Raw genomic sequence first — 19,282 nt, forward strand, 5'->3', positions numbered from 1 at the left:
TCGTGTCATGAGGGTCGCGCTCGTCAACCCGCCCTGGGACTACCGCAACAGCATCTATTTCGGCTGCCGGGAGCCGCACCTGCCGCTGGAACTCGGCTATTGCGCCGCCCTGCTGGCGTCCGCCGGCCACGAGACCCTGCTGGTCGACGCGCATCTCGAAGGCCTCTCCGCCGCGGTTGCCGCCGATCGCGTCGCGGCCTTCGCGCCCGCCATGACGGTGGTGGCGACCGCGCCGACCTACCTGTTCTGGCGCTGCGCCCCGCCGGAGCTGCGGGTGCCCCGCCTGTTCCTCGACACCCTGGCGGGCCGGGGCGGGGCCACCGTGGCGGTCGGGCCCCACGGCTCCGCGACGCCGCGGCCCGTCCTCGACAAGCTCGGCTGCGCCATCGTGGTGCGCGGCGAGTGCGAGGAGGTCGTCGCCCGCCTCGCGGGCCTGCCCGACCTGCGCCCGGAGACCCTGCGGGCCGTTCCCGGCCTCGCCTTCCGCGACGGCGATACGGCCGCGGTGACCGGCCCGCCCCAGGCCGGCCGCTTCACCGACCTGCCGGCCCTGCGCTGGCCGGATTCCTGGATCGCCCGGCACCGGCACCATCACCACCGGTTCGAGGCCGCGCCGGACGGCCCGGGCGCCGAGGTCGAGGCCTCGCGCGGCTGCCCCTATACCTGCTCGTTCTGCGCCAAGATCGATTTTCGCGATGCCTATCGGCGGCGGGATCTCGGGATCGTCCTCGACGAGATCGACGGGCTGATCGCGCAGGGCGTCACCTACGTCTATTTCGTCGACGAGATCTTTCTGCCGCAGAAGCCCCTTCTGGAAGCGCTGGTCGCGCGAAACATCCGCTTCGGGATCCAGACCCGGATCGACCTGTGGAAGCCCGACCTGCTCGATCTCCTCGGGGCCGCGGGCTGCGTCTCGATCGAGGCCGGGATCGAGAGCCTGACCGAGGAGGGTCGCGCCGCCCTCGACAAGAAGTGCCGCGCCTCGACCGACGATCTCGCCGAGCGCCTGATCCACGCCCGCCGCACCGTGCCCTTCGTGCAGGCGAACCTGATCGCGGTCGCGGGCGACGATCCCGATCTCGTCGCCGCGTGGCGCGACCGCCTGCGCGGCCAGGGCGTCTGGGCGAACGATCCCGTCCCGCTCTACCCCTATCCGAGCTCCCCCGATTACCGCCGCCTCTGGGGCCTGCCGGATGACCGGGCCTGGGAGCGGGCGCATGCCCATTACCTCGGCCAGTTCACGCAGTTCAGCGACATCCAGGACGAGCGCCCCCTCCCCCTCCCGGAGCTGGAGGCCGCATGCGGGTGCCGCTGAGCCAGTCCCGGGATCCGGCGCCCCACGTCCTGATGAGCGCGGATGCGGTGGGCGGCGTCTGGCCCTACAGCCTCGACCTCGCCGCCGGGCTGGTCGGCCGGGGCCTGACGGTGACGGTGGCGATCCTGGGACCTGCGCCCTCCGGGGCGCGGATCACGGCGGCCGAGGCGGCGACCGGCGCGCGCATCGTGGCCACCGGCCTGCCCCTCGACTGGACCGCCGGGACGCCGGAGGCCGTGCTGGACGCCGCGCGGGCGCTGGCGGAGCTTGCCCGCGCCATCGGGGCCGATTGCGTGCATCTGCACAGCCCCGCTTTGGCGCTGGCGGCGTTTCCCGTCCCCGTGGCGGCCGTCTGCCATTCCTGCGTGGCGACGTGGTGGGATGCCGTCGAGACCGGCCCCCTGCCTCCGGACCTCGCGTGGCGCCACGACCTCACCGCCCGGGGCTGCCGCGCCGCCGACGCCCTGCTGGCGCCGACCCGGGCGCATGCGCTGGCGACGGTCCGGGTCTGCGGCCTCGTGCAGCCGCCGGCGGTCGTCCGCAACGGGCGTGGTCTCAGCGGCCTGCCGCCCCGGGCTCCGGTCCCGCACGCCTTCACGGCCGGCCGCCTCTGGGACCGGGCCAAGAACGCCGCCGCCCTCGACCGCCTCGCCGGCCGCCTGTCCGCGCCGCTGCGGGCCGCCGGCCCGGTGGAAGGCCCGAACGGCGCCCGGGTCGAGACACGCCATCTCCACCGCCTCGGGCGGCTCGACGAGGCGGGCATCGCCGACGAACTCACCGGCCGGCCGGTCTTCGTGTCGCTCGCCCGCTACGAGCCGTTCGGCCTCGCGGTGCTGGAGGCCGCCGCCGCGGGCTGCGCCCTGGTGCTCTCCGACATCCCGAGTTTCCGCGAATTGTGGGACGGCGCCGCCGCCTTCGTGGGCGCGAACGACGATGAGGCCGCGGCCGAGGCCGTCCAGGGCCTCCTGGACGATCCCGCCCGGCGCGAAGCCGCCGGCCAAGCCGCTGCTACGCGCGCCGCCCGCTACGGGGTCGAGGCGATGACCGAGGGCGTGCTCGGGGTGCTGCGCGGCCTCCTCGACGCGGCGCCGGCCCGGCTCGGCGGAGCCGCCGCATGAGGATCGCCTACTTCACCCACTCGCTCGCCTCGTGCTGGAACCACGGCAACGCGCATTTCCTGCGCGGCGTCCTGCGCGAGCTGATGGCGAGCGGCCATGACGTCGCCGCCTACGAGCCCGAGGGCGCCTGGAGCCTCGAAAACCTGCTGCGCGACCACGGCGCGGCCGGGCTCGACGCCTACCGGGCGGCCTATCCGGAGCTCGCCTCCGACCGCTACGCCGCCATCGACGCGGTGGTCGAGCGCGTGGCGGATAGCGACCTCGTGCTGGTCCACGAGTGGAGCGATCCGGCCCTGGTGGCGGCCCTCGGCCGGGCCCGGCGCCGCGGGGCGCGCTACACGCTCCTGTTCCACGATACGCACCACCGGGCGGTGAGCGCTCCGGAGGAGATGTCCCGGTTCGACCTCTCCGGCTACGACGGCGTGCTCGCCTTCGGCGAGACGCTCGCGGCCGTGTACCGGGCGCAAGGCTGGGGCCGCCGCGCCTTCGTCTGGCATGAGGCGGCGGATACGCGGCTGTTCCACCCGCCGGCGGAGGAGCTGCCGGACCTGACACGCGCCCCCCCGTCCCCCTTTGCGGGGGAGGGTGGCCCCCGAAGGGGGTCGGGTCGGGACGTAGTCCCGCAAGGGGGGAGCGACGGTGCAGGATACGGCTCGGCCTTCACATCGGGCGAGGTTCCGGCTGAAGCGGCGCTCCCCTCTCCCCCCCTGCTTCGCAGGGTACCCTCCCCCGCAGAGGAGGGAGGGAGCGCGCCCGCCGGCCTGATCTGGATCGGCAATTGGGGCGACGACGAGCGCAGCGCGGAGCTCGAGACCTACCTGTTCCGCCCGGCCGCCGAGGTCGGCCTGCCGCTGGACATCTACGGCGTGCGCTACCCCGCTTCGGCGCTCGCGACCCTGAAGCGCTATGGCGCCCGCTATCACGGCTGGGCGGCGAACGCCGCGGCACCCGGCCTGTTCGCCCGCCATCTGGCGACGGTGCACGTGCCCCGGCGCTTCTACGTCGAGCGCCTGCCCGGCATTCCGACAATCCGGGTGTTCGAGGCGCTGGCCTGCGGCATCCCCCTGGTCTGCGCCCCCTGGGACGATGCGGAAGGGCTGTTCCGGCCGGGCGGGGACTATCTCGTCGCCCGCACCGGCGCCGAGATGGAGGGCCACCTGCGCGCCCTCCGGGCCGATCCCGGCCTGCGCCGCGCGCTCGCGGCCTCCGGCCTCGCCACCATCCGGGCACGCCATACCTGCGCGCACCGCGCCGAGGAACTGCTCACCATCGCCGCGAGCCTGCGGGCGCCCGCCACCCTGGAGGCCACCGCATGAGAATCGCCTTCTACGGCTCCTCCCTGCTGTCCTCCTACTGGAACGGCGCCGCCACCTATTACCGGGGCATGCTCGCCGCCCTGGCGCGGCACGGCCACACGATCACCTTCTACGAGCCCGACGCCTTCGACCGGCAGCAGCACCGGGACATCGAGCCCCCGCCCTACGCCGCAGTGAAAGTCTACCCGGCCACCATCGAGGCGGCCCGCGCGGTCATCGCCGAGGCGGCGCAGGCCGACGTGGTGGTGAAGGCGAGCGGCGTCGGCGTGTTCGACGACGAGCTGCTCCACGGGGTCATCGCGGCGTCCCGCCCGGAGGCTTTGCGGATCTTCTGGGACGTGGACGCCCCGGCGACGCTCGCCGAGATGCGCGCCGATCCCGGCCACGCGCTCCGCCGCGCCCTGCCCGATCTCGACCTCGTGCTGACCTATGGCGGCGGCCCGCCGGTGGTCTCGGCCTACGAGGGGTTCGGCGCCCGGGCCTGCATCCCGATCTACAACGCGCTCGACCCGGACACCCATTATCCGGTGCCGCCGGAGCCGCGCTTTGCCGCCGACCTCGCCTTCCTGGGCAACCGCCTGCCGGATCGCGAGGCGCGCGTGGAAAAATTCTTCCTCGCCGCGGCGGCCCGGCTGCCGGAGCGGTCGTTCCTCATCGGCGGCAACGGCTGGGAGAGCCGCGGCCTGCCGCTGAACGTCCGGCATCTCGGCCACGTCTACACGCGCGAGCACAACGCCTTCAACACGACGCCGCTCGCCGTCCTGAACATCGCCCGCGACAGCATGGCGGCGGTGGGATTCTCCCCCGCAACCCGGGTGTTCGAGGCGGCCGGCGCCGGCGCCTGCCTGATCACCGACGCCTGGGAGGGCCTGGGCCTGTTCCTCGACGAGGGCACCGAGGTGCTGGTCGCCCGGGACGGGCGCGACGTGGCCGACCATGTCGCATCCCTCACGCCCGAACGCGCCCGCGCCATCGGCGAGGCCGCCCGAAGCCGGATCGTGGCCGAGCACACCTATGGGCGCCGCGCCGTGGAGGTCGACGCGATCCTGCGCGCGGAAGCGGCCCGCAAGCGGGACGCCAACCAGCGGAGCGTCGCGTGAGCGCGGCCCCGATGCGCCTCGTCGTCTTGGGGCTCAGCCTGTCCTCGTCCTGGGGGAACGGCCACGCGACCACCTACCGGGCGCTGCTCAAGGCCTTCGCGGCAAGCGGCCACGACGTGCTGTTCCTGGAGCGCGACGTGCCCTGGTACGCCCAGCACCGCGACCTGCCCGATCCCGATTTCTGCGCCCTCGCCCTCTACGCCGACCTCGACGGGCTCGACGACCACCGCGCCGCCATCGCCGGGGCGGATGCCGTCATCGTCGGCTCCTACGTGCCGGACGGCATTGCGGTGGGCGCCCGGGTGCGCGACTGGGCGCGGGGCGTCACCGCGTTCTACGACATCGACACGCCGGTCACCCTGGCGGCCCTGGAGGCCGGCACCTGCGCCTATCTCGCGGCCGGGCAGATCGCCGATTACGATCTCTACCTGTCCTTCACGGGCGGCCCGATCCTGCGGCGCCTGGAGCGGGCCTACGGCGCGCCCGCGGCCCGCGCCCTCTACTGCTCGGTCGATCCCGACGCCTACCCGGCCCTCGACCGCCCGGCCCGCTACGATCTCAGCTACCTCGGGACCTACAGCCCCGACCGGCAGCCCACGCTGGAGCGCCTGCTGATCGAGCCGGCCCGGCGCGCGCCCGATCTGCGCTTCGCGGTGGCGGGTCCCCAATACCCGGCCGGCATCGACTGGCCCGCCAACGTGGAGCGGATCGAGCACCTGCCGCCCGACCGGCACCCTGATTTCTACGCGGCGAGCCGCTACACCCTCAACGTCACCCGCGCCGACATGATCCGGGCCGGCTGGAGCCCGAGCGTACGCCTGTTCGAGGCCGGCGCCTGCGGCACGCCGGTGCTCTCCGACCGCTGGGACGGCCTGGACACCCTGCTCGTCCCGGACCGGGAGATCCTGCTTCCCGAAGGCCCGGACGAGGTCCTGGCCATCCTGCGCGGGCGCTCCGAGGCGGACCGGCGGCGCCTCGGCACGGCCGCCCGCGCGGCGATCCTGGCGCGGCACACCGCCGCCGCCCGCGCGGCGGAGCTCGAAGGCTTCCTCGGCGCGGCGCGGGCGCAGCGGGCACCCGCCCCCGATCTCGCGATCATCGATCACTAGGCAGTCGGGAGAATGATGGTGGCAGCCAGGAGCGGTATCCGAGTCCTCGTCGCCGGCGGCGCCGGGTTCATCGGCTCGCATCTGATCGACGCGCTCCTCGCCGACGGCGCCCGCGTCACCTGCTTGGACAGCCTGCTCACCGGACGGCGGTCGAACCTCGCCCATCTCGCCCGCGAGCCGCGCTTCGACTTCGTGGAGGCGGACGTGACCGAGCCCCTGCCGGCCCTGCCGAAGGCCGCGTGGGTGTTCAACCTCGCCTGCGCGGCCTCGCCGCCGCACTATCAGGCCGACCCGGTCCACACGATGATGACCAGCGTGCTGGGCACCGGCCGGCTCCTGGAATACGCCTGGGATGGGGGCGCGCGCTTCCTCCAGGCCTCCACCAGCGAGGTCTACGGCGATCCGGAACGGCACCCGCAGCAGGAATCCTACTGGGGCAACGTGAACCCCACGGGGCCGCGGGCCTGCTACGACGAGGGCAAGCGCTCCGCCGAGACCCTGACCTTCGATTTCGAGCGCCGGCACGGCCTCGACATCCGCGTCGCCCGGATCTTCAACACCTACGGGCCGCGGATGCGCGCCGATGACGGCCGCGTCGTCTCCAACGTGATCTGCCAGGCGCTCGCGGGCGACGACATCACGGTCTACGGCGACGGCGCGCAGACCCGGTCCTTCTGCTACGTCAGCGACTTGGTGGACGGGCTGCTCCGGCTGATGGAAGCGGCGACCCCCCTCGACGGGCCGGTCAATCTCGGCAATCCCCACGAGATGACCGTCGGCGAACTGGTCGACCGCGTGGTGCGGATGACCGGGACGCCGTCCCGGATCGTGCGCCGGCCCCTGCCCGTGGACGATCCCCAGCGCCGCCGCCCCGACATCACCCGCGCCGAGACCCTGCTGGGCTGGTCGCCCAAGGTGCCGCTGGAAGCGGGGCTGGAGGCGACGATCGCGTGGTTCTCCCGCGAGATCGCCCCGCGCGCCATGCGTCCGCCGATCGAGGAGCGCGCCGTTGCCGCCGGCTAGAACAACTCCCGATCGCCGCGCAACGGGATCGTCGGCTGCGTCCATGCCGAAGCGGGCGCAGGTCCCCTCTCGCGTGCGGGAGAGGGACAGGGTGAGGGACGAGAACGTTCAGAAAACGGCGCGGCCTGTCCGCGCGTCTACGGCGTGCCCTCTCCGGAGACTTCTCATCCCCCACCCCTACCCTCTCCCGCACGGGAGAGGGGGGCCGTGGCGTCCGGCAAAGCCGTTGGTGCCTGACAGGCGTGTCCTACCCGGTGATGCGATCGGGCACGGCTCTGAACCCCACCCCGGGCGGCCGAGGCGGTGATGGCCCACTCTCCCATCCGCGTCGGCCTCGTCGGGATCGGCAACTGCGCGTCGTCCTTCGTGCAGGGGCTGCATCATTACCGCGACGCCGCCCCCGGGGACGCCGTGCCGGGCCTGATGTCGCCGGATCTCGGCGGATACCGGGTGGGCGACATCGCGGTGGTCTCGGCCTTCGACGTCGCCGCCGCCAAGGTCGGGCGCGACCTCGCCGACGCGATCCTGGCCGAGCCCAACAACACGCTGCGCTTCGCCGCCGTGCCGGAGACCGGCGTCACGGTCCGGCGCGGGCCGACCCTCGACGGGATCGGGCGCTATCTCGAAGGCGTGGTCGCGGAATCCTCCGAGCCGGTGGCCGACGTGGCGGAGGCTTTGCGGCGCACGGGCACGCAGGTGCTCGTCTCGTACCTGCCGGTGGGCTCGCAGGCGGCCACGGAATTCTACGCGGAATGCGCCCTGCAGGCCGGCTGCGCCTTCGTGAACTGCATCCCGGTCTTCATCGCGTCGAACCCCGAATGGGCGGCGCGCTTCGCCGCCAGGGGGCTGCCGATCGTCGGCGACGACATCAAGAGCCAGGTCGGCGCCACCATCGTGCACCGGGTTCTGGCCAACCTGATGCGCGAGCGCGGCGTGCGGCTCGACCGGACCTACCAGCTCAATTTCGGCGGCAACGCCGACTTCCTGAACATGCTGGAACGCGAGCGGCTGGAATCCAAAAAGCTCTCGAAGACCCGGGCGGTGACGAGCCAGCTCGATGCGCCGCTGGCGCCGGGCGACGTCCATGTCGGCCCGAGCGACCACGTTCCGTGGCTGACCGACCGGAAATGGGCGCATATCCGCCTGGAGGGCACGGCCTTCGGCGGCGCGCCGCTCAATATCGAGCTGAAGCTCGAAGTGTGGGATTCGCCGAACTCGGCCGGGATCGTGATCGACGCGGTGCGCTGTGCCCGGCTGGCCCTGGATCGGGGGCTCGGCGGGGCGCTGGAGGGGCCGTCGAGCTACTTCATGAAGTCCCCGCCCCGGCAGTTCACCGACGCGGAGGCGCGGGCGCGCACCCTGCGCTTCGTGGCGGGCGAGGGGGTGTGATGAGGGATGCTCCAGATCCGACACGCGCCTCTCCCTCCCCCGCAGAGGGGGGAGGGAGAGGCGCGGAGGCGTCGCGGAAATCCGCTTTTGCGCCGAGCCGCGTCGCCGCATGAGGCGGGTCATCCTCGTCCGCCACGGCAGTCATGACCGGCTGGGCCGGATCCTGTGCGGGCGCATGCCGGGCGTGTCCTTGAGCGCGACCGGCCGCGCCGAAGCGCAGGCCCTCGCCCGCCGCCTCGCCGGGAGCGGCGCCGGTACCCTGCTGGCGAGTCCCCGTGAGCGCACCGCCGAGACCGCCGCCCCGATCGCCGCCGCCCTCGGCCTCACGGTCGCGACCGAGCCCGACCTCGACGAGATCGCCTTCGGCGCCTGGACCGGCCGGACCTTCGACGCCTTGGCGGACGATCCCGATTGGACCGCCTGGAACACGGCCCGCGCCACGGCCCGCCCGCCGGGCGGCGAAGGCATGGCGGAGGCGCAGGAGCGCATCGTGCGGGTTCTCGACCGCTTCGCGCAGGACGGCGCCCCCGTCATCCTGGTGAGCCACGGCGACGTGATCCGGGCCGCGCTGCTGAAAATCCTCGGCCTCGGCCTCGACGCCTACGATCGCATCGTGGTCGATCCCGCCTCCTGCAGCGAGCTCGCCCTCTGGCCCGGCGGCGGCCGGGTCGTGTCGCTCAACGAACGGACCGCCCCATGAATGCCGCCGACATCACGGCCGCGGACTTGCGCCGGCAGGCCGACGCCCTCGGCCCCTGGTTCCACAACATCGACCTCGGCGACGGGGTCTGGACCGCCCCGGATCATTTCCTCGGCGATTATCCGGGGGTGAAGTGGCGCCGCTTCGCCGAGGCCATCCCCGCCGATCTCACCGGCCGGAGCGTCCTCGACATCGGCTGCAACGGCGGCTTCTACGCCCTTGAGATGAAGCGACGCGGCGCCGCCCGGGTGCTCGGGCTCGATTCCGACGACCGCTACCTCGAACAGGCCCGCTTCGCCGCCGCCCATCTCGGCCAGGACATCGAGTTCCGCAATCTCTCCGTCTACGATCTCGGCGCATTGGGCGAGCGCTTCGACATCGTGCTGTTCATGGGGGTGCTCTATCACCTGCGCCACCCGCTGCTCGCCCTCGACCTGATCCGCGAGCACGTGGCCGGCGACCTCCTGGTGTTCCAGTCGATGCTGCGCGGCAGCCGGGCCATCGAGCCGGTCGCCGAGGATTACGACTTCTGGGACATGGACCCGTTCGAGCGCCCCGGTTACCCGCGGATGCACTTCGTCGAGCATTCCTACGCGCACGACTGGACCAACTGGTGGATCCCCAACCGGGCCGGCATCGAGGCGATGCTGCGGGCGAGCGGTTTCCGCATCGAAGCCCAGCCCGAGGCTGAGGTCTATCTCTGCCGCACCGCGCCGGTCCCCTACGGCGTGGGGGCCGCCTATCCGGCGCGGTCGAAGTCCGGGGAACGCGGGGGAACGCGATGATCGACTCGGTGATGCTCTGGAACGAGCCCAACAACAAGTCGCACTGGGACCCGGAGATCGACCCCGACTGGCTGCTCTTCGCCGAGATGGCCAAGGCGGCGGGCCACGCCGTCCGGGACGCGAACCCGCACCTGATCCGCGTGCTCGGCGGCATCTCGCCGATCGATCCGATCTTCATCCGCAACATGGAGGCCCGGGGCGTGCTCGACGCCGTCGACGCGGTGGCGGTCCACGGCTTCCCCCTCGACTGGAACCTGTGGTCGATCCACGACTGGCCGGCCAAGCTGGAGGAAATCCGCGCGGTCACCGACCTGCCGGTCTGGGTCTCGGAGGTCGGCGTCTCGACCTTCGGGGCCGAGGAGGTTCAGGATTGGGGTCTGCGCCGGACCCTGGACCTGCTCTCCGGCCGGGCGCCCAGGATCCACTGGTACAGCCTCTACGACCTGCCGCGGGAATGGGAGGCCACCACCCGCCACAAGGAGGCGGAGGGGTCTTCCTATTACCGGCACTTCCACATGGGCCTGCTGCGCCAGGACGGCACCCCGAAGATCGCCCTGGAGAGCTTCGCCCGCCACACCCCCGAGATCGGCCTGTGCCAGTGGTTCCACTTCGAGGATCACCGGCTCGACGAGGCGGTCTCCTGGATGAAGCGGCTGGGGGTGCGCTATCTCCGCACCGGCCTGTCCTGGGCCGACAGCTTCCGCCCCGGGGCGCTCGACTGGTTCGACCGGCAGATGGACGCCCTGAAGGATTTCGACGTCACCGTCACCTTCTGCTTCACCCCGGAGCACCGGGGGATCTCGCCCCACCACACCAGCGCGCCGCTGGTCCGCGCCGAATACGCGGAGTTCTGCGCCGCCATGGTCCGACGCTATGCCCCCGCTTCCGCCGGAAGTGACAACATAGATTGACGCCCGCCCCAGGCGGGGCGGCTATCCCTCGTGCCGGCGCCGCAGCGCGCCCGACCCGTTTCCGGCCTCGCGGAGGTGGACCCGCGGAATGGTGCAGATCTTCCGTCCGGGCGCCGATACGGTCGCCCGGGTCGTCCTCGCCTCCATCGCGGCGGCGCCGATCCTGTCGGTCGGCCTCGCCTACGCGGTCTGGCGCTCGCCCTACGCCACACAGCAGGAGGTGACCCGCGAGCAGCCGGTGCCGTTCAGCCACGAGCACCATGTCGGCGGCCTCGGGATCGATTGCCGCTACTGCCACACCTCCGTCGAGCAGGCCGCCTTCCCGGGGATCCCGCCCACCGAGACCTGCATGAGCTGCCATTCGCAGATCTGGACCAACGCGCCGATGCTGGCGCCCGTGCGGACCAGCCTCGCCGAGGGGCGGCCGCTGGAATGGCGCAAGGTCCACACCCTGCCCCACTACGTCTACTTCAACCACTCCGTGCATGTGGCCAAGGGCGTCGGCTGCACCACCTGCCACGGCGAAGTCCAGACGATGAAGCTGATCCGGCAGGTGGCCCCGCTCACCATGGGCTGGTGCCTCGACTGCCACCGCGACCCGGCCCCGAACCTGCGCCCCCGCGAGGCGGTGTTCGACACGAACTGGACGCCACCGCCCGACCAGAAGACAATCGGCGCGCAACTCGTGAAGGCCTACCACATCAAGAGCCCCGAGAGGCTCAGCGAGTGCTCCATATGCCACCGCTGAGCGCCCCCTCCCGCCGCGAGGCCCTGGGCCTGCTCTCCGCGGGCATCGCTTCGGGCCTCGGTGCCTGCGCGAAGCCCTCGGAAGAACTCGTACCCTACGTGGTACAGCCGGAGCTGCTGCTGCCCGGCGTGCCGGCGCGCTACGCCACCGCCCTGTCGCTCGGCGGCTGGGCCCGGGGTGTCCACGCCATCGCGGTGGACGGGCGGCCGATCAAGATCGAGGGCAATCCCCTGCATCCGGCGAGCCTCGGGGCCACCGACGTCTTCGCCGAGGCTGCGATCCTCGACCTCTACGATCCCGATCGCGCGCGCACCGTGACCGAGCGGGTGAGCGGCATCGCCTCCTGGGACATGGTCGAGCGGGCGCTGGCCGCGCCCCTGGCGCAGACGCGCCGGGAGAAGGGCAAGGGCTTCCGCCTGCTGACCGGGCACGTCACCTCGCCGACCCTGCTGCGCCAGATCGCGGCCCTGCTCCAGGCGATGCCGGAGGCCATCTGGCATGTCCACGAGCCCCTGGACGATGCCGCCGCCCTGCGCGGGGCGGAGCTCGCCTTCGGCCGCCCCCTGCGCCCCCTGCCGGATCCCGGCCGGGCCGAGATGATCCTCTGCGTCGGCGCCGACCCGCTCGGGCCGGGCCCGGACCAGATCCGGTTCGGCCGCGCCTTCATCGACCGCCGCCGCGACCCGGCCCGGTTCGGCCGGCTCTACGTGGCCGAGACCGCGCTGACCCAGACCGGCATCAAGGCCGATGCCCGCTGCGCCCTGCACCCGGCCGACGCGGCCGGCCTGCTGGCCGCCCTGGCCAACGCGCTTGGTGCGGCCCTCCCCGCCCCGGATCTGCCGCCGGAGGCGGCCCGGTTCGCCGCGGCCGCCGCGGCGGATCTGCGCGGGGCCGAGGGCCGCGCCCTCGTCCTGGTCGGCGACGCGCTGCCGCCGGAGCTGCACGCGCTCGGCCACTGGATCAACGGCCGGCTGAAGGCTCCCGTGACCTACACGGCCCCGCTCGACCTCGCGGGCGACCGCGCGCCCGCCGATCTCGCCACCCTGGCGGCGGATCTGGACAGCGGCGCGGTCTCCTGTCTCGCCATCCTCGGCTGCAACCCGGTCCAGACGGCGCCCGCCGACCTCGCCTTCGCGGAGCGGATCGGCCGGGCCGGCTTCTCGGTCCATGCCGGGCTGCACGGCGACGAGACCGCCGGGGCCACCCACTGGCACCTGCCGCTCGCCCACGCGCTGGAGAGCTGGTCGGACCTGCGCGCCCGCGACGGCACCGCGAGCCTCGTCCAGCCGCTCGTCCGGCCCCTCTACGGCGGCCGCTCGGACCACGAGATCCTGTCGCTGCTGGCCGGCGAGCCCGCCACCGCCGGCTACGACCTCGTCCGGGCGACGTGGCACGATCAGGGCGGCGGCGATTTCGAGGGCTGGTGGCGCAAGGCGCTCCACGACGGGGTGATCCCCGACAGCGCCGCCAAGCCGGTCGAGCCCGGCGCGGCGCGATTGCCGAGCCTGCCCAAGCCCCCGGATCCCGGCTTCGCGGTCGAGCTGCGCGCCGATCCCTGCCTGTATGACGGCCGCTACGCCAACAATGCGTGGCTTCAGGAATGCCCGAAGCCGGTCTCCAAGCAGGTCTGGGGCAACGCCCTGGCGGTCTCGCACGCGGAGGCGGCCCGGCGCGGGCTCGAGGCCGGCGACGTGGTCGTCCTCGGGCTGGGCGGGCGGCAGATCGAGGCGCTGGTGGCGGTGGAATCGGGCGTCGCCGACGGGGCGGGCGCCCTGACCCTCGGCTATGGCCGTCCCCGGGCCGGCGCCATCGGCAACGGAATCGGCGCGGACGGCTACCGCCTCGCCACGGTGGCAGCCCCGCGCCTGCTTCCCGGCGTGAGCCTCGACAGGACCGGCCGACAGGGCGAGGTGCTGCGCACCCAGAACTACACGCAGATCGAGGGGGAGACCAAAAAGCTCTTCCGGCAGATCGTCTTGGCCGATCTTCCTCAGGCAAAGCCGAAAGGCATCGGCGCCGACCGGCCGACCCTGCTGGACCCCTGGACAGGGGACGCCGACGGCCATGCCTGGGCGATGGTGATCGACACCCAGGCCTGCATCGGCTGCAACGCCTGCGTGGTCGCCTGCCAGTCCGAGAACAACGTGCCGATCGTCGGGCCGGAGGAGATCGCCCGGGGCCGGATGATGCACTGGCTGCGGGTCGATCTCTACGATTCCGGCACGCCCGAAGCGGTCAATGCGGGGTTCCAGCCGGTGCCGTGCATGCATTGCGAGCACGCGCCCTGCGAGCCGGTCTGCCCGGTGGCGGCCTCGGTCCATGACGGCGAGGGGCTCAACCTTCAGGTCTACAACCGCTGCGTCGGGACGCGCTTCTGCGAGGCGAACTGCCCCTACAAGGTGAGGCGCTTCAACTTCTTCGGCTATGCCGACGGGCAGCCCTACGCCACGATGGGCGCCGAGAGCATCAAGGCGCAGCACAACCCGAACGTCACGGTCCGCGCCCGCGGCGTGATGGAGAAGTGCACCTACTGCATCCAGCGGATCGCCAACGAACGGCAAGCCTCCGAGCGCGACGGGCGGCCGATGGGCGCGGTCGCCACCGCCTGCCAATCCGCCTGCCCGACGAGGGCGATCACCTTCGGCGACCTCGCCCAGCCCGATGACCCGATCCGCGCCCTGCGCCAGGACCCCCGCCACTACGCCCTGATGGAGGAGCTGAACACGCGGCCGCGCACCACCTACCTCGCCGACCTGCACGCCCCGAACCCGGATCTCGGGGGCCGGACATGAGCGGCGGCGGCCAGGCCCATCGCTGGATCGCCCCGGCGCAGCTCAGCCACGGCGCGATCTCGGCGGCGATCGCCGACCCGATCCAGAAGCGCGGGCCCGGCAAGCTCTGGTTCTACGCGCTGCTCGCCACCCTGCCCTTCGTGCTGGTGACCCTCGGGGCGATCGGCGCGGTGCTCACCGTGGGGATCGGGCTCTCGGGGGTGAACACCACCGTGGTGTGGGGCTTCTCGATCGCCAACTACGTCTGGTGGATCGGCATCGGCAATGCCGGCACGCTGATCTCGTCGATGCTGCTGCTCACGCGCCAGCGCTGGCGCGCCTCGATCAACCGCTTCGCCGAGGCGATGACCCTGTTCGCGGCCGGGATCGCCGGGATCTTCCCGATCATCCATCTCGGGCGGCCGCTCTACGCCTACTGGCTGGCGCCCTACCCCAACACCATGGATCTCTGGCCGCAATGGCGCTCGGCCCTGGTTTGGGATTTCTGGGCGATCCTCAGCTACATCCTGTTCTCGGCCCTGTTCTGGTTCACCGGCCTGCTGCCCGACCTCGCCACGATGCGCGACCGGGCCACCACCCGGCGGGGCCAGCTGATCTACGGCGCCCTGGCGCTCGGCTGGCGCAACTCGGCCCGGCACTGGCAGGTCTACGAGACCTACCACAAGACCATGGCGGCGCTGGCCGTGCCGCTGGTCTGCTCGGTCCACTCGATCGTCGGCCTCGACTTCGCGGCGAGCCTGATGCCCGGCTGGCAGGAGAGCATCTTCCCGCCCTACTTCGTGGTCGGCGCGATGTATTCCGGCTTCGCCATGGTGGTGGTGATCGCGATCTTCGTCCGCTGGGGTTTGCGGCTCCAGTCGGTGATCACGCCGGCCCATTTCGACGTCATGGGCAAGGTCATGCTGTTCGCCAGCGTGGTCATGACCCTGTCCTACGCCACCGAATGGTTCATGGCCTGGTACGGCGGCGAGCATCCCGACCGGGACGTGGTCCGCTACTTCTTCGAAGGCGACTATCGCTGGTTCTACTATGCCCTGATCGCCTGCAACTGCGTCGTGCCGCAGGCCCTGTGGTTCCCCTTCGCGCGCCGCAACCTCTGGGTGCTCGCCGGGATCTCGGTGGTGATCAATATCGGGATGTGGCTCGAGCGCATCCTGATCGTGTGGAACACGCTCTCGCACGGCCACGCGATGAGCCTGTGGCGGACCTACCATACGAGCCTCTACGACCTCGCGATCCTGTTCGGGCCGCTCGGCCTGTTCGTGCTCGGCTTCCTCGTGCTGGTGCGGATCTTTCCGATCGTCTCGATGCACGAGGTCCGGCAGATCAGCCACGATGAGGGGGCGGCCGCATGAGCGCGCCCCTGCTCGCCGAGTTCGAGACCCCCGAGGCCCTGGTCCGCGCCCTGCGGCTCGCCCGGGCCGACGGCCACCGCCTGCTCGATGCCTTCACGCCCTTCCCGCTGGAGGAGCTGTCGGGCGCCCTCCCGCCGCCGCGCAACCCCGTGCGGCTCGTCATGGCGGTGGCAGGCTTCGGATCGGCGGCCGCGATGTACGGGCTGCAATGGTACAGCGCGGTCGTCGATTACCCGCTGAATTCCGGCGGGCGGCCGCTCCATTCCTGGCCGGTCTTCACCCTGGTGCCCTTCGAGTTCGGCGTCCTGGCGGCGGCGGTGGCGGGCTTCGCCACGCTGCTCTGGGCCTGCGGCCTGCCGCGGCTCAACCATCCGGTCCACGACAGGCCGCATTTCGAGCGGGCGAGCCAGGACCGGTTCCTGCTCCTCGTCGCGCCGAAGGACGGGCCCGCGCCCCTGCGCCGGCGGCTGGAGGAGGCCGGCGCGCTGCTCGTCTCGGAGATGTACGGATGAGGCGCGCGCTCCTCCTCGCGGCCCTTCCGGCCCTCTGCCTTGCGGCCTGCGACGACCCGTCGATGCGGGTGCAGAACCGCTACGAGGTCTACGGGAAGGCGCCGCTCTTCCCGGGCGGCGCCGAGACGCAGACGCCCCCCGCCGGGACCGTCGCCCAGGGGGATGCCGCCTACGCGGCCGGCCTCGACACGCCGCCCCCTCTCGACGCGGCTTTGCTCGCCCGCGGCAAGGCGCGCTACGAGGCGATCTGCACCCCCTGCCACGGCTATTCCGGCCACGGCGACGGCATGGTCGTGCAGCGCGGCTTCCCGCCCCCGCCCTCCTATCACGAGGACCGCCTGCGGGCGGCGCCGGCCCGGTACTTCGTCGACGTGATCACCAAGGGCTACGGCGTGATGTACCCCTACGCCAACCGGGTCGCGCCCCGGGACCGCTGGGCGATCGCCGCCTATATCCGGGCGCTCCAGCTCTCGCAGGGCGCCCGCGTCGCCGAGGTGCCGGGCCTCGCGGAGCACCTGCCATGATGGAGGCGATCGCCCGCGGCTGGCTGGTGGCATGGCTCGTCTGGAGCGCGGTGCCCGCGGGCAGCCTCGTGCTGATGCTGATCCACCGGGTGACCGGCGGCCGCTGGGGCGAGGCCCTGGCCCCCGCCCTGCGGCCGGCCGCTGCGCTGATGCCGCTCGCGGCGCTGACCTTCCTCGGCGTGGCGCTCGCCCTGCCGGCCCTCTACCCCTGGGCCGCCGATCCCGGCACGGTGAAGCCGGACATCGCCGCGCTCTACCTCGACCCGGCCCTGTTCGACCTGCGGGCGGCGGTCACGCTCGTCGGCTGGTCGGTCCTCGCCCTGCTGTGCCTCGCCGGCCGCTGCTCCCCCCTCGCGGCGGCGCTCGGCCTCAGCTTCTACGGGCTGACCATCAGCCTCGTGGCTCTGGACTGGATCCTCTCGGCGGAGCCGCACTTCACCTCCTCCGCCTTCGCCGCCAATGTCGCCCTCCACCAGATGCTCGCGGCCCTCGCCTGGGCCGCGGTGGCGAGCCCGCCGGGGCTCGACGCGAAGCGCGCCTCCGACCTCGCCGGGCTGATCCTCGCGACCCTGCTCGGCGTCCTCTACATGAGCCTGATGTCCTACATCGTCGCGTGGTACGGCGACCTGCCCGAGAAATCGGTCTGGTACCTGAAGCGCGGCACCGGCCCCTGGATCGCCGTGCTGCTGGCCGCGCTGGCAAGCGGCGGGCTCCTGCCCTTCGCGGCCCTGCTGTTCGCCCGGATCCGGCGGAGCGCCGCCGCCCTGCGGGTGGTCGGCCTCCTCGTTCTGGTCGGCGTCGCCCTGCACCTCGCGTGGTACGTGCTGCCCGCCTACGAATCCGGCGCGGGGCCGGCCGCGGCCTGCGCGGTTCTCGGCGTCGCGCTGCTGGCCCTGCTGTCGGTGCCGGTCGGCCGCCCTCTCGCCCGCCGCCTGTCCCGGATCCGGCCCGCCGGGAGGCCGCGCCATGCCTGATCAGGCCTCCCCCGTGGCCGACGGCCAGCTGCATACCGGCGTTCACGACGACGCGGTGGGCCACGCCCGGCCCGGCACCGAGGCGCCCGCCCTGGCGCTGCGCCCGGTGCTGCTCACCGGCCTGTTCATCGTGGTGTTCGTCGCCGCGACGCTCGCGGGCCTGCGCCTCTACTACACGGCGACCGTCGACCTGCCGCTGATGCGGCCGCCCCGCAGCTTCGCGCAGCCGCAGCTGCAGCGGGCGCCCGCGCGCGACCTCGACGCCCTGCTCCGGGACCAGAAGGGGCGGCTCGAAGGCTACGCCTGGATCGACCGCGACAGGGGCATCGCCCGGATGCCGATCGAGGCCGCCATGGCCCGCCTCGCCGCGGAGGGCGATGCCGGCTTCGCCGCGCCGGTCCAGCCCGAGCAGGTGCCGCCGCTCGGCAGCCGCGGCGGCGCGTCGAGCGCCCTGCCCTCGCCCGACGGGCAGCCCGGCACCCAGCAGCGCGCCGCCTCCGACGGGGCGCAGTGATGGGATCCCTCATGCCCGCCTGGCTGATGCCGGTCGCCGCCTCGACGCAGGCCGCCAAGGTCGACCGGATCTTCATCGGCCTGACCCTGGTCTCGGCGGTGATCGTGCTCCTCGTGGTCGGCCTCGTGGTCACCTTCGCGATCCGCTTCCGCCGCGGCTCGAAGGCCGACCGGGGCCCGCTCCCCGAGGTGGTCTCCCGCGAGTTCGAGATCGGCTGGACCGCGGCCACGCTGTTCGTGTTCGTCTTCATCTTCTGGTGGGCGGCCTCGGCCGAGATCGGCGCCTTCTCGCCGCCGAAGGACGCTCTGGAGATCCACGTCGTCGGCAAGCAGTGGATGTGGAAGACGCAAGGATCCAACGGCGCCCGGGAGATCAACGAGCTGCACGTGCCCGTGGGCGTGCCGGTGCGCCTCGTCCTGACCTCGCAGGACGTGATCCATTCCTTCTACGTCCCGGCCTTCCGGCTGAAGCGCGACGCGGTGCCCGACCAGACCACCGAGGCGTGGTTCCAGGCGACCAAGACCGGCACCTTCCAGCTCATGTGCAGCGAGTATTGCGGCACCGACCATGCCCGCATGCTCGGCCGGGTGATCGTGATGGAGCCGCAGGATTACGCGGCGTGGCTCTCGGCCCAGCCCGAGGGCGACGACCTCGCCCACCAGGGCGAGCGGCTGTTTTCCGAGAAGGGCTGCTCCGGCTGCCACGCGCCGGGCTCCTCCGTGCATGCGCCGAGCCTCGCCGGCATCTGGGGGCAGGCCGTGCAGCTCGACGGCGGCAAGCTCGCCACCGTCGATGCCGCCTATATCCGCGACTCGATCCTGCAGCCCGCCCGGGACATCGTGGCGGGCTACGCGCCGGTCATGCCGAGCTTCAAGGGGCTGCTCTCGGACGGCGAGATCCAGGCGCTGACCGCCTATATCCGCTCGCTCGGCGCCGGGCCGCGGGAGATCCGCACGCCGGGCGTGCCGCCGCTGTCCTCGCGGGTGCCCGGCGCCCAGCCCGCGCGCAGCCCCGCCATGGTGCCGGGCGCCCCCGTCCTCGACACCCCGGCGCCGGCCGGACCGGCGGTGCGCCCGTGACCGCCATTGCAGCATCGC

At 72.7% G+C, this 19,282-nt stretch carries 18 protein-coding genes; all 18 read left to right on the forward strand.

The window, feature by feature from the left end; genetic code table 11:
- Window positions 1-7: 7 nt before the first annotated feature.
- Window positions 8-1,315, forward strand: coding sequence for a TIGR04295 family B12-binding domain-containing radical SAM protein (locus FVE89_RS21680; protein ID WP_160536345.1), 1,308 nt, complete (start codon window positions 8-10; stop codon window positions 1,313-1,315).
- Complete coding sequence (locus tag FVE89_RS21685; protein ID WP_160536346.1) at window positions 1,300-2,433, forward strand: glycosyltransferase family 4 protein; 1,134 nt, start codon at window positions 1,300-1,302, stop codon at window positions 2,431-2,433. The genes FVE89_RS21680 and FVE89_RS21685 overlap by 16 nt, the downstream gene beginning before the upstream one ends.
- Window positions 2,430-3,749 carry a glycosyltransferase gene (locus FVE89_RS31295; RefSeq protein ID WP_246731097.1) on the forward strand — a complete coding sequence of 440 codons (1,320 nt, stop codon included), beginning with the start codon at window positions 2,430-2,432 and terminating at the stop codon, window positions 3,747-3,749. The genes FVE89_RS21685 and FVE89_RS31295 overlap by 4 nt, the downstream gene beginning before the upstream one ends.
- Entirely contained in the window at window positions 3,746-4,849 is a 1,104-nt protein-coding gene (locus FVE89_RS21700) for a glycosyltransferase (protein WP_160536347.1), read from the forward strand. Before FVE89_RS31295 ends, FVE89_RS21700 begins: the two co-directional genes overlap by 4 nt.
- Window positions 4,846-5,958 (forward strand): glycosyltransferase, encoded by a 1,113-nt coding sequence (locus tag FVE89_RS21705; RefSeq protein ID WP_160536348.1) that lies wholly within the window; start codon window positions 4,846-4,848, stop codon window positions 5,956-5,958. Before FVE89_RS21700 ends, FVE89_RS21705 begins: the two co-directional genes overlap by 4 nt.
- Window positions 5,959-5,973: 15 nt before the next feature.
- The gene (locus FVE89_RS21710) at window positions 5,974-6,981 is read left to right on the forward strand and encodes a UDP-glucuronic acid decarboxylase family protein (protein ID WP_160536349.1); all 1,008 of its coding nucleotides are present in this window, start codon (window positions 5,974-5,976) and stop codon (window positions 6,979-6,981) included.
- Between the two features lie 306 nt (window positions 6,982-7,287).
- The gene (locus FVE89_RS21715; protein ID WP_160536350.1) at window positions 7,288-8,370 is read left to right on the forward strand and encodes an inositol-3-phosphate synthase; all 1,083 of its coding nucleotides are present in this window, start codon (window positions 7,288-7,290) and stop codon (window positions 8,368-8,370) included.
- Window positions 8,371-8,479: 109 nt separating this feature from the next.
- Entirely contained in the window at window positions 8,480-9,070 is a 591-nt protein-coding gene (locus FVE89_RS21720; RefSeq protein ID WP_160536351.1) for a histidine phosphatase family protein, read from the forward strand.
- On the forward strand, window positions 9,067-9,855 hold the full coding sequence (locus tag FVE89_RS21725; protein WP_160536352.1) for a TIGR04290 family methyltransferase: 789 nt from the start codon (window positions 9,067-9,069) through the stop codon (window positions 9,853-9,855). Before FVE89_RS21720 ends, FVE89_RS21725 begins: the two co-directional genes overlap by 4 nt.
- On the forward strand, window positions 9,852-10,766 hold the full coding sequence (locus tag FVE89_RS21730; protein WP_160536353.1) for a beta-xylosidase: 915 nt from the start codon (window positions 9,852-9,854) through the stop codon (window positions 10,764-10,766). The genes FVE89_RS21725 and FVE89_RS21730 overlap by 4 nt, the downstream gene beginning before the upstream one ends.
- An 88-nt stretch (window positions 10,767-10,854) precedes the next feature.
- Window positions 10,855-11,514 (forward strand): cytochrome c3 family protein, encoded by a 660-nt coding sequence (locus FVE89_RS21735; protein WP_160536354.1) that lies wholly within the window; start codon window positions 10,855-10,857, stop codon window positions 11,512-11,514.
- Window positions 11,502-14,306, forward strand: a complete 2,805-nt coding sequence (locus tag FVE89_RS21740; protein ID WP_160536355.1) for a 4Fe-4S dicluster domain-containing protein — start codon at window positions 11,502-11,504, stop codon at window positions 14,304-14,306. Before FVE89_RS21735 ends, FVE89_RS21740 begins: the two co-directional genes overlap by 13 nt.
- Window positions 14,303-15,661 (forward strand): NrfD/PsrC family molybdoenzyme membrane anchor subunit, encoded by a 1,359-nt coding sequence (nrfD, locus tag FVE89_RS21745; RefSeq protein WP_160536356.1) that lies wholly within the window; start codon window positions 14,303-14,305, stop codon window positions 15,659-15,661. The genes FVE89_RS21740 and nrfD overlap by 4 nt, the downstream gene beginning before the upstream one ends.
- Window positions 15,658-16,173 carry a DUF3341 domain-containing protein gene (locus tag FVE89_RS21750; protein WP_160536357.1) on the forward strand — a complete coding sequence of 172 codons (516 nt, stop codon included), beginning with the start codon at window positions 15,658-15,660 and terminating at the stop codon, window positions 16,171-16,173. Before nrfD ends, FVE89_RS21750 begins: the two co-directional genes overlap by 4 nt.
- Entirely contained in the window at window positions 16,170-16,697 is a 528-nt protein-coding gene (locus FVE89_RS21755; RefSeq protein WP_160536358.1) for a cytochrome c, read from the forward strand. The genes FVE89_RS21750 and FVE89_RS21755 overlap by 4 nt, the downstream gene beginning before the upstream one ends.
- A complete protein-coding gene (locus FVE89_RS21760) occupies window positions 16,694-17,671 on the forward strand; it encodes a hypothetical protein (protein ID WP_160536359.1) in 978 nt (325 codons plus the stop codon). Before FVE89_RS21755 ends, FVE89_RS21760 begins: the two co-directional genes overlap by 4 nt.
- On the forward strand, window positions 17,664-18,185 hold the full coding sequence (locus tag FVE89_RS21765; RefSeq protein ID WP_160536360.1) for a hypothetical protein: 522 nt from the start codon (window positions 17,664-17,666) through the stop codon (window positions 18,183-18,185). Before FVE89_RS21760 ends, FVE89_RS21765 begins: the two co-directional genes overlap by 8 nt.
- Window positions 18,182-19,264: a cytochrome c oxidase subunit II gene (coxB, locus tag FVE89_RS21770; protein WP_160536361.1), complete on the forward strand. Its 1,083-nt coding sequence runs from the start codon at window positions 18,182-18,184 to the stop codon at window positions 19,262-19,264. The genes FVE89_RS21765 and coxB overlap by 4 nt, the downstream gene beginning before the upstream one ends.
- Window positions 19,265-19,282: the final 18 nt, after the last annotated feature.

The sequence above is a fragment of the Methylobacterium sp. 2A genome, from assembly GCF_009806555.1.
Taxonomy (GTDB): domain Bacteria; phylum Pseudomonadota; class Alphaproteobacteria; order Rhizobiales; family Beijerinckiaceae; genus Methylobacterium.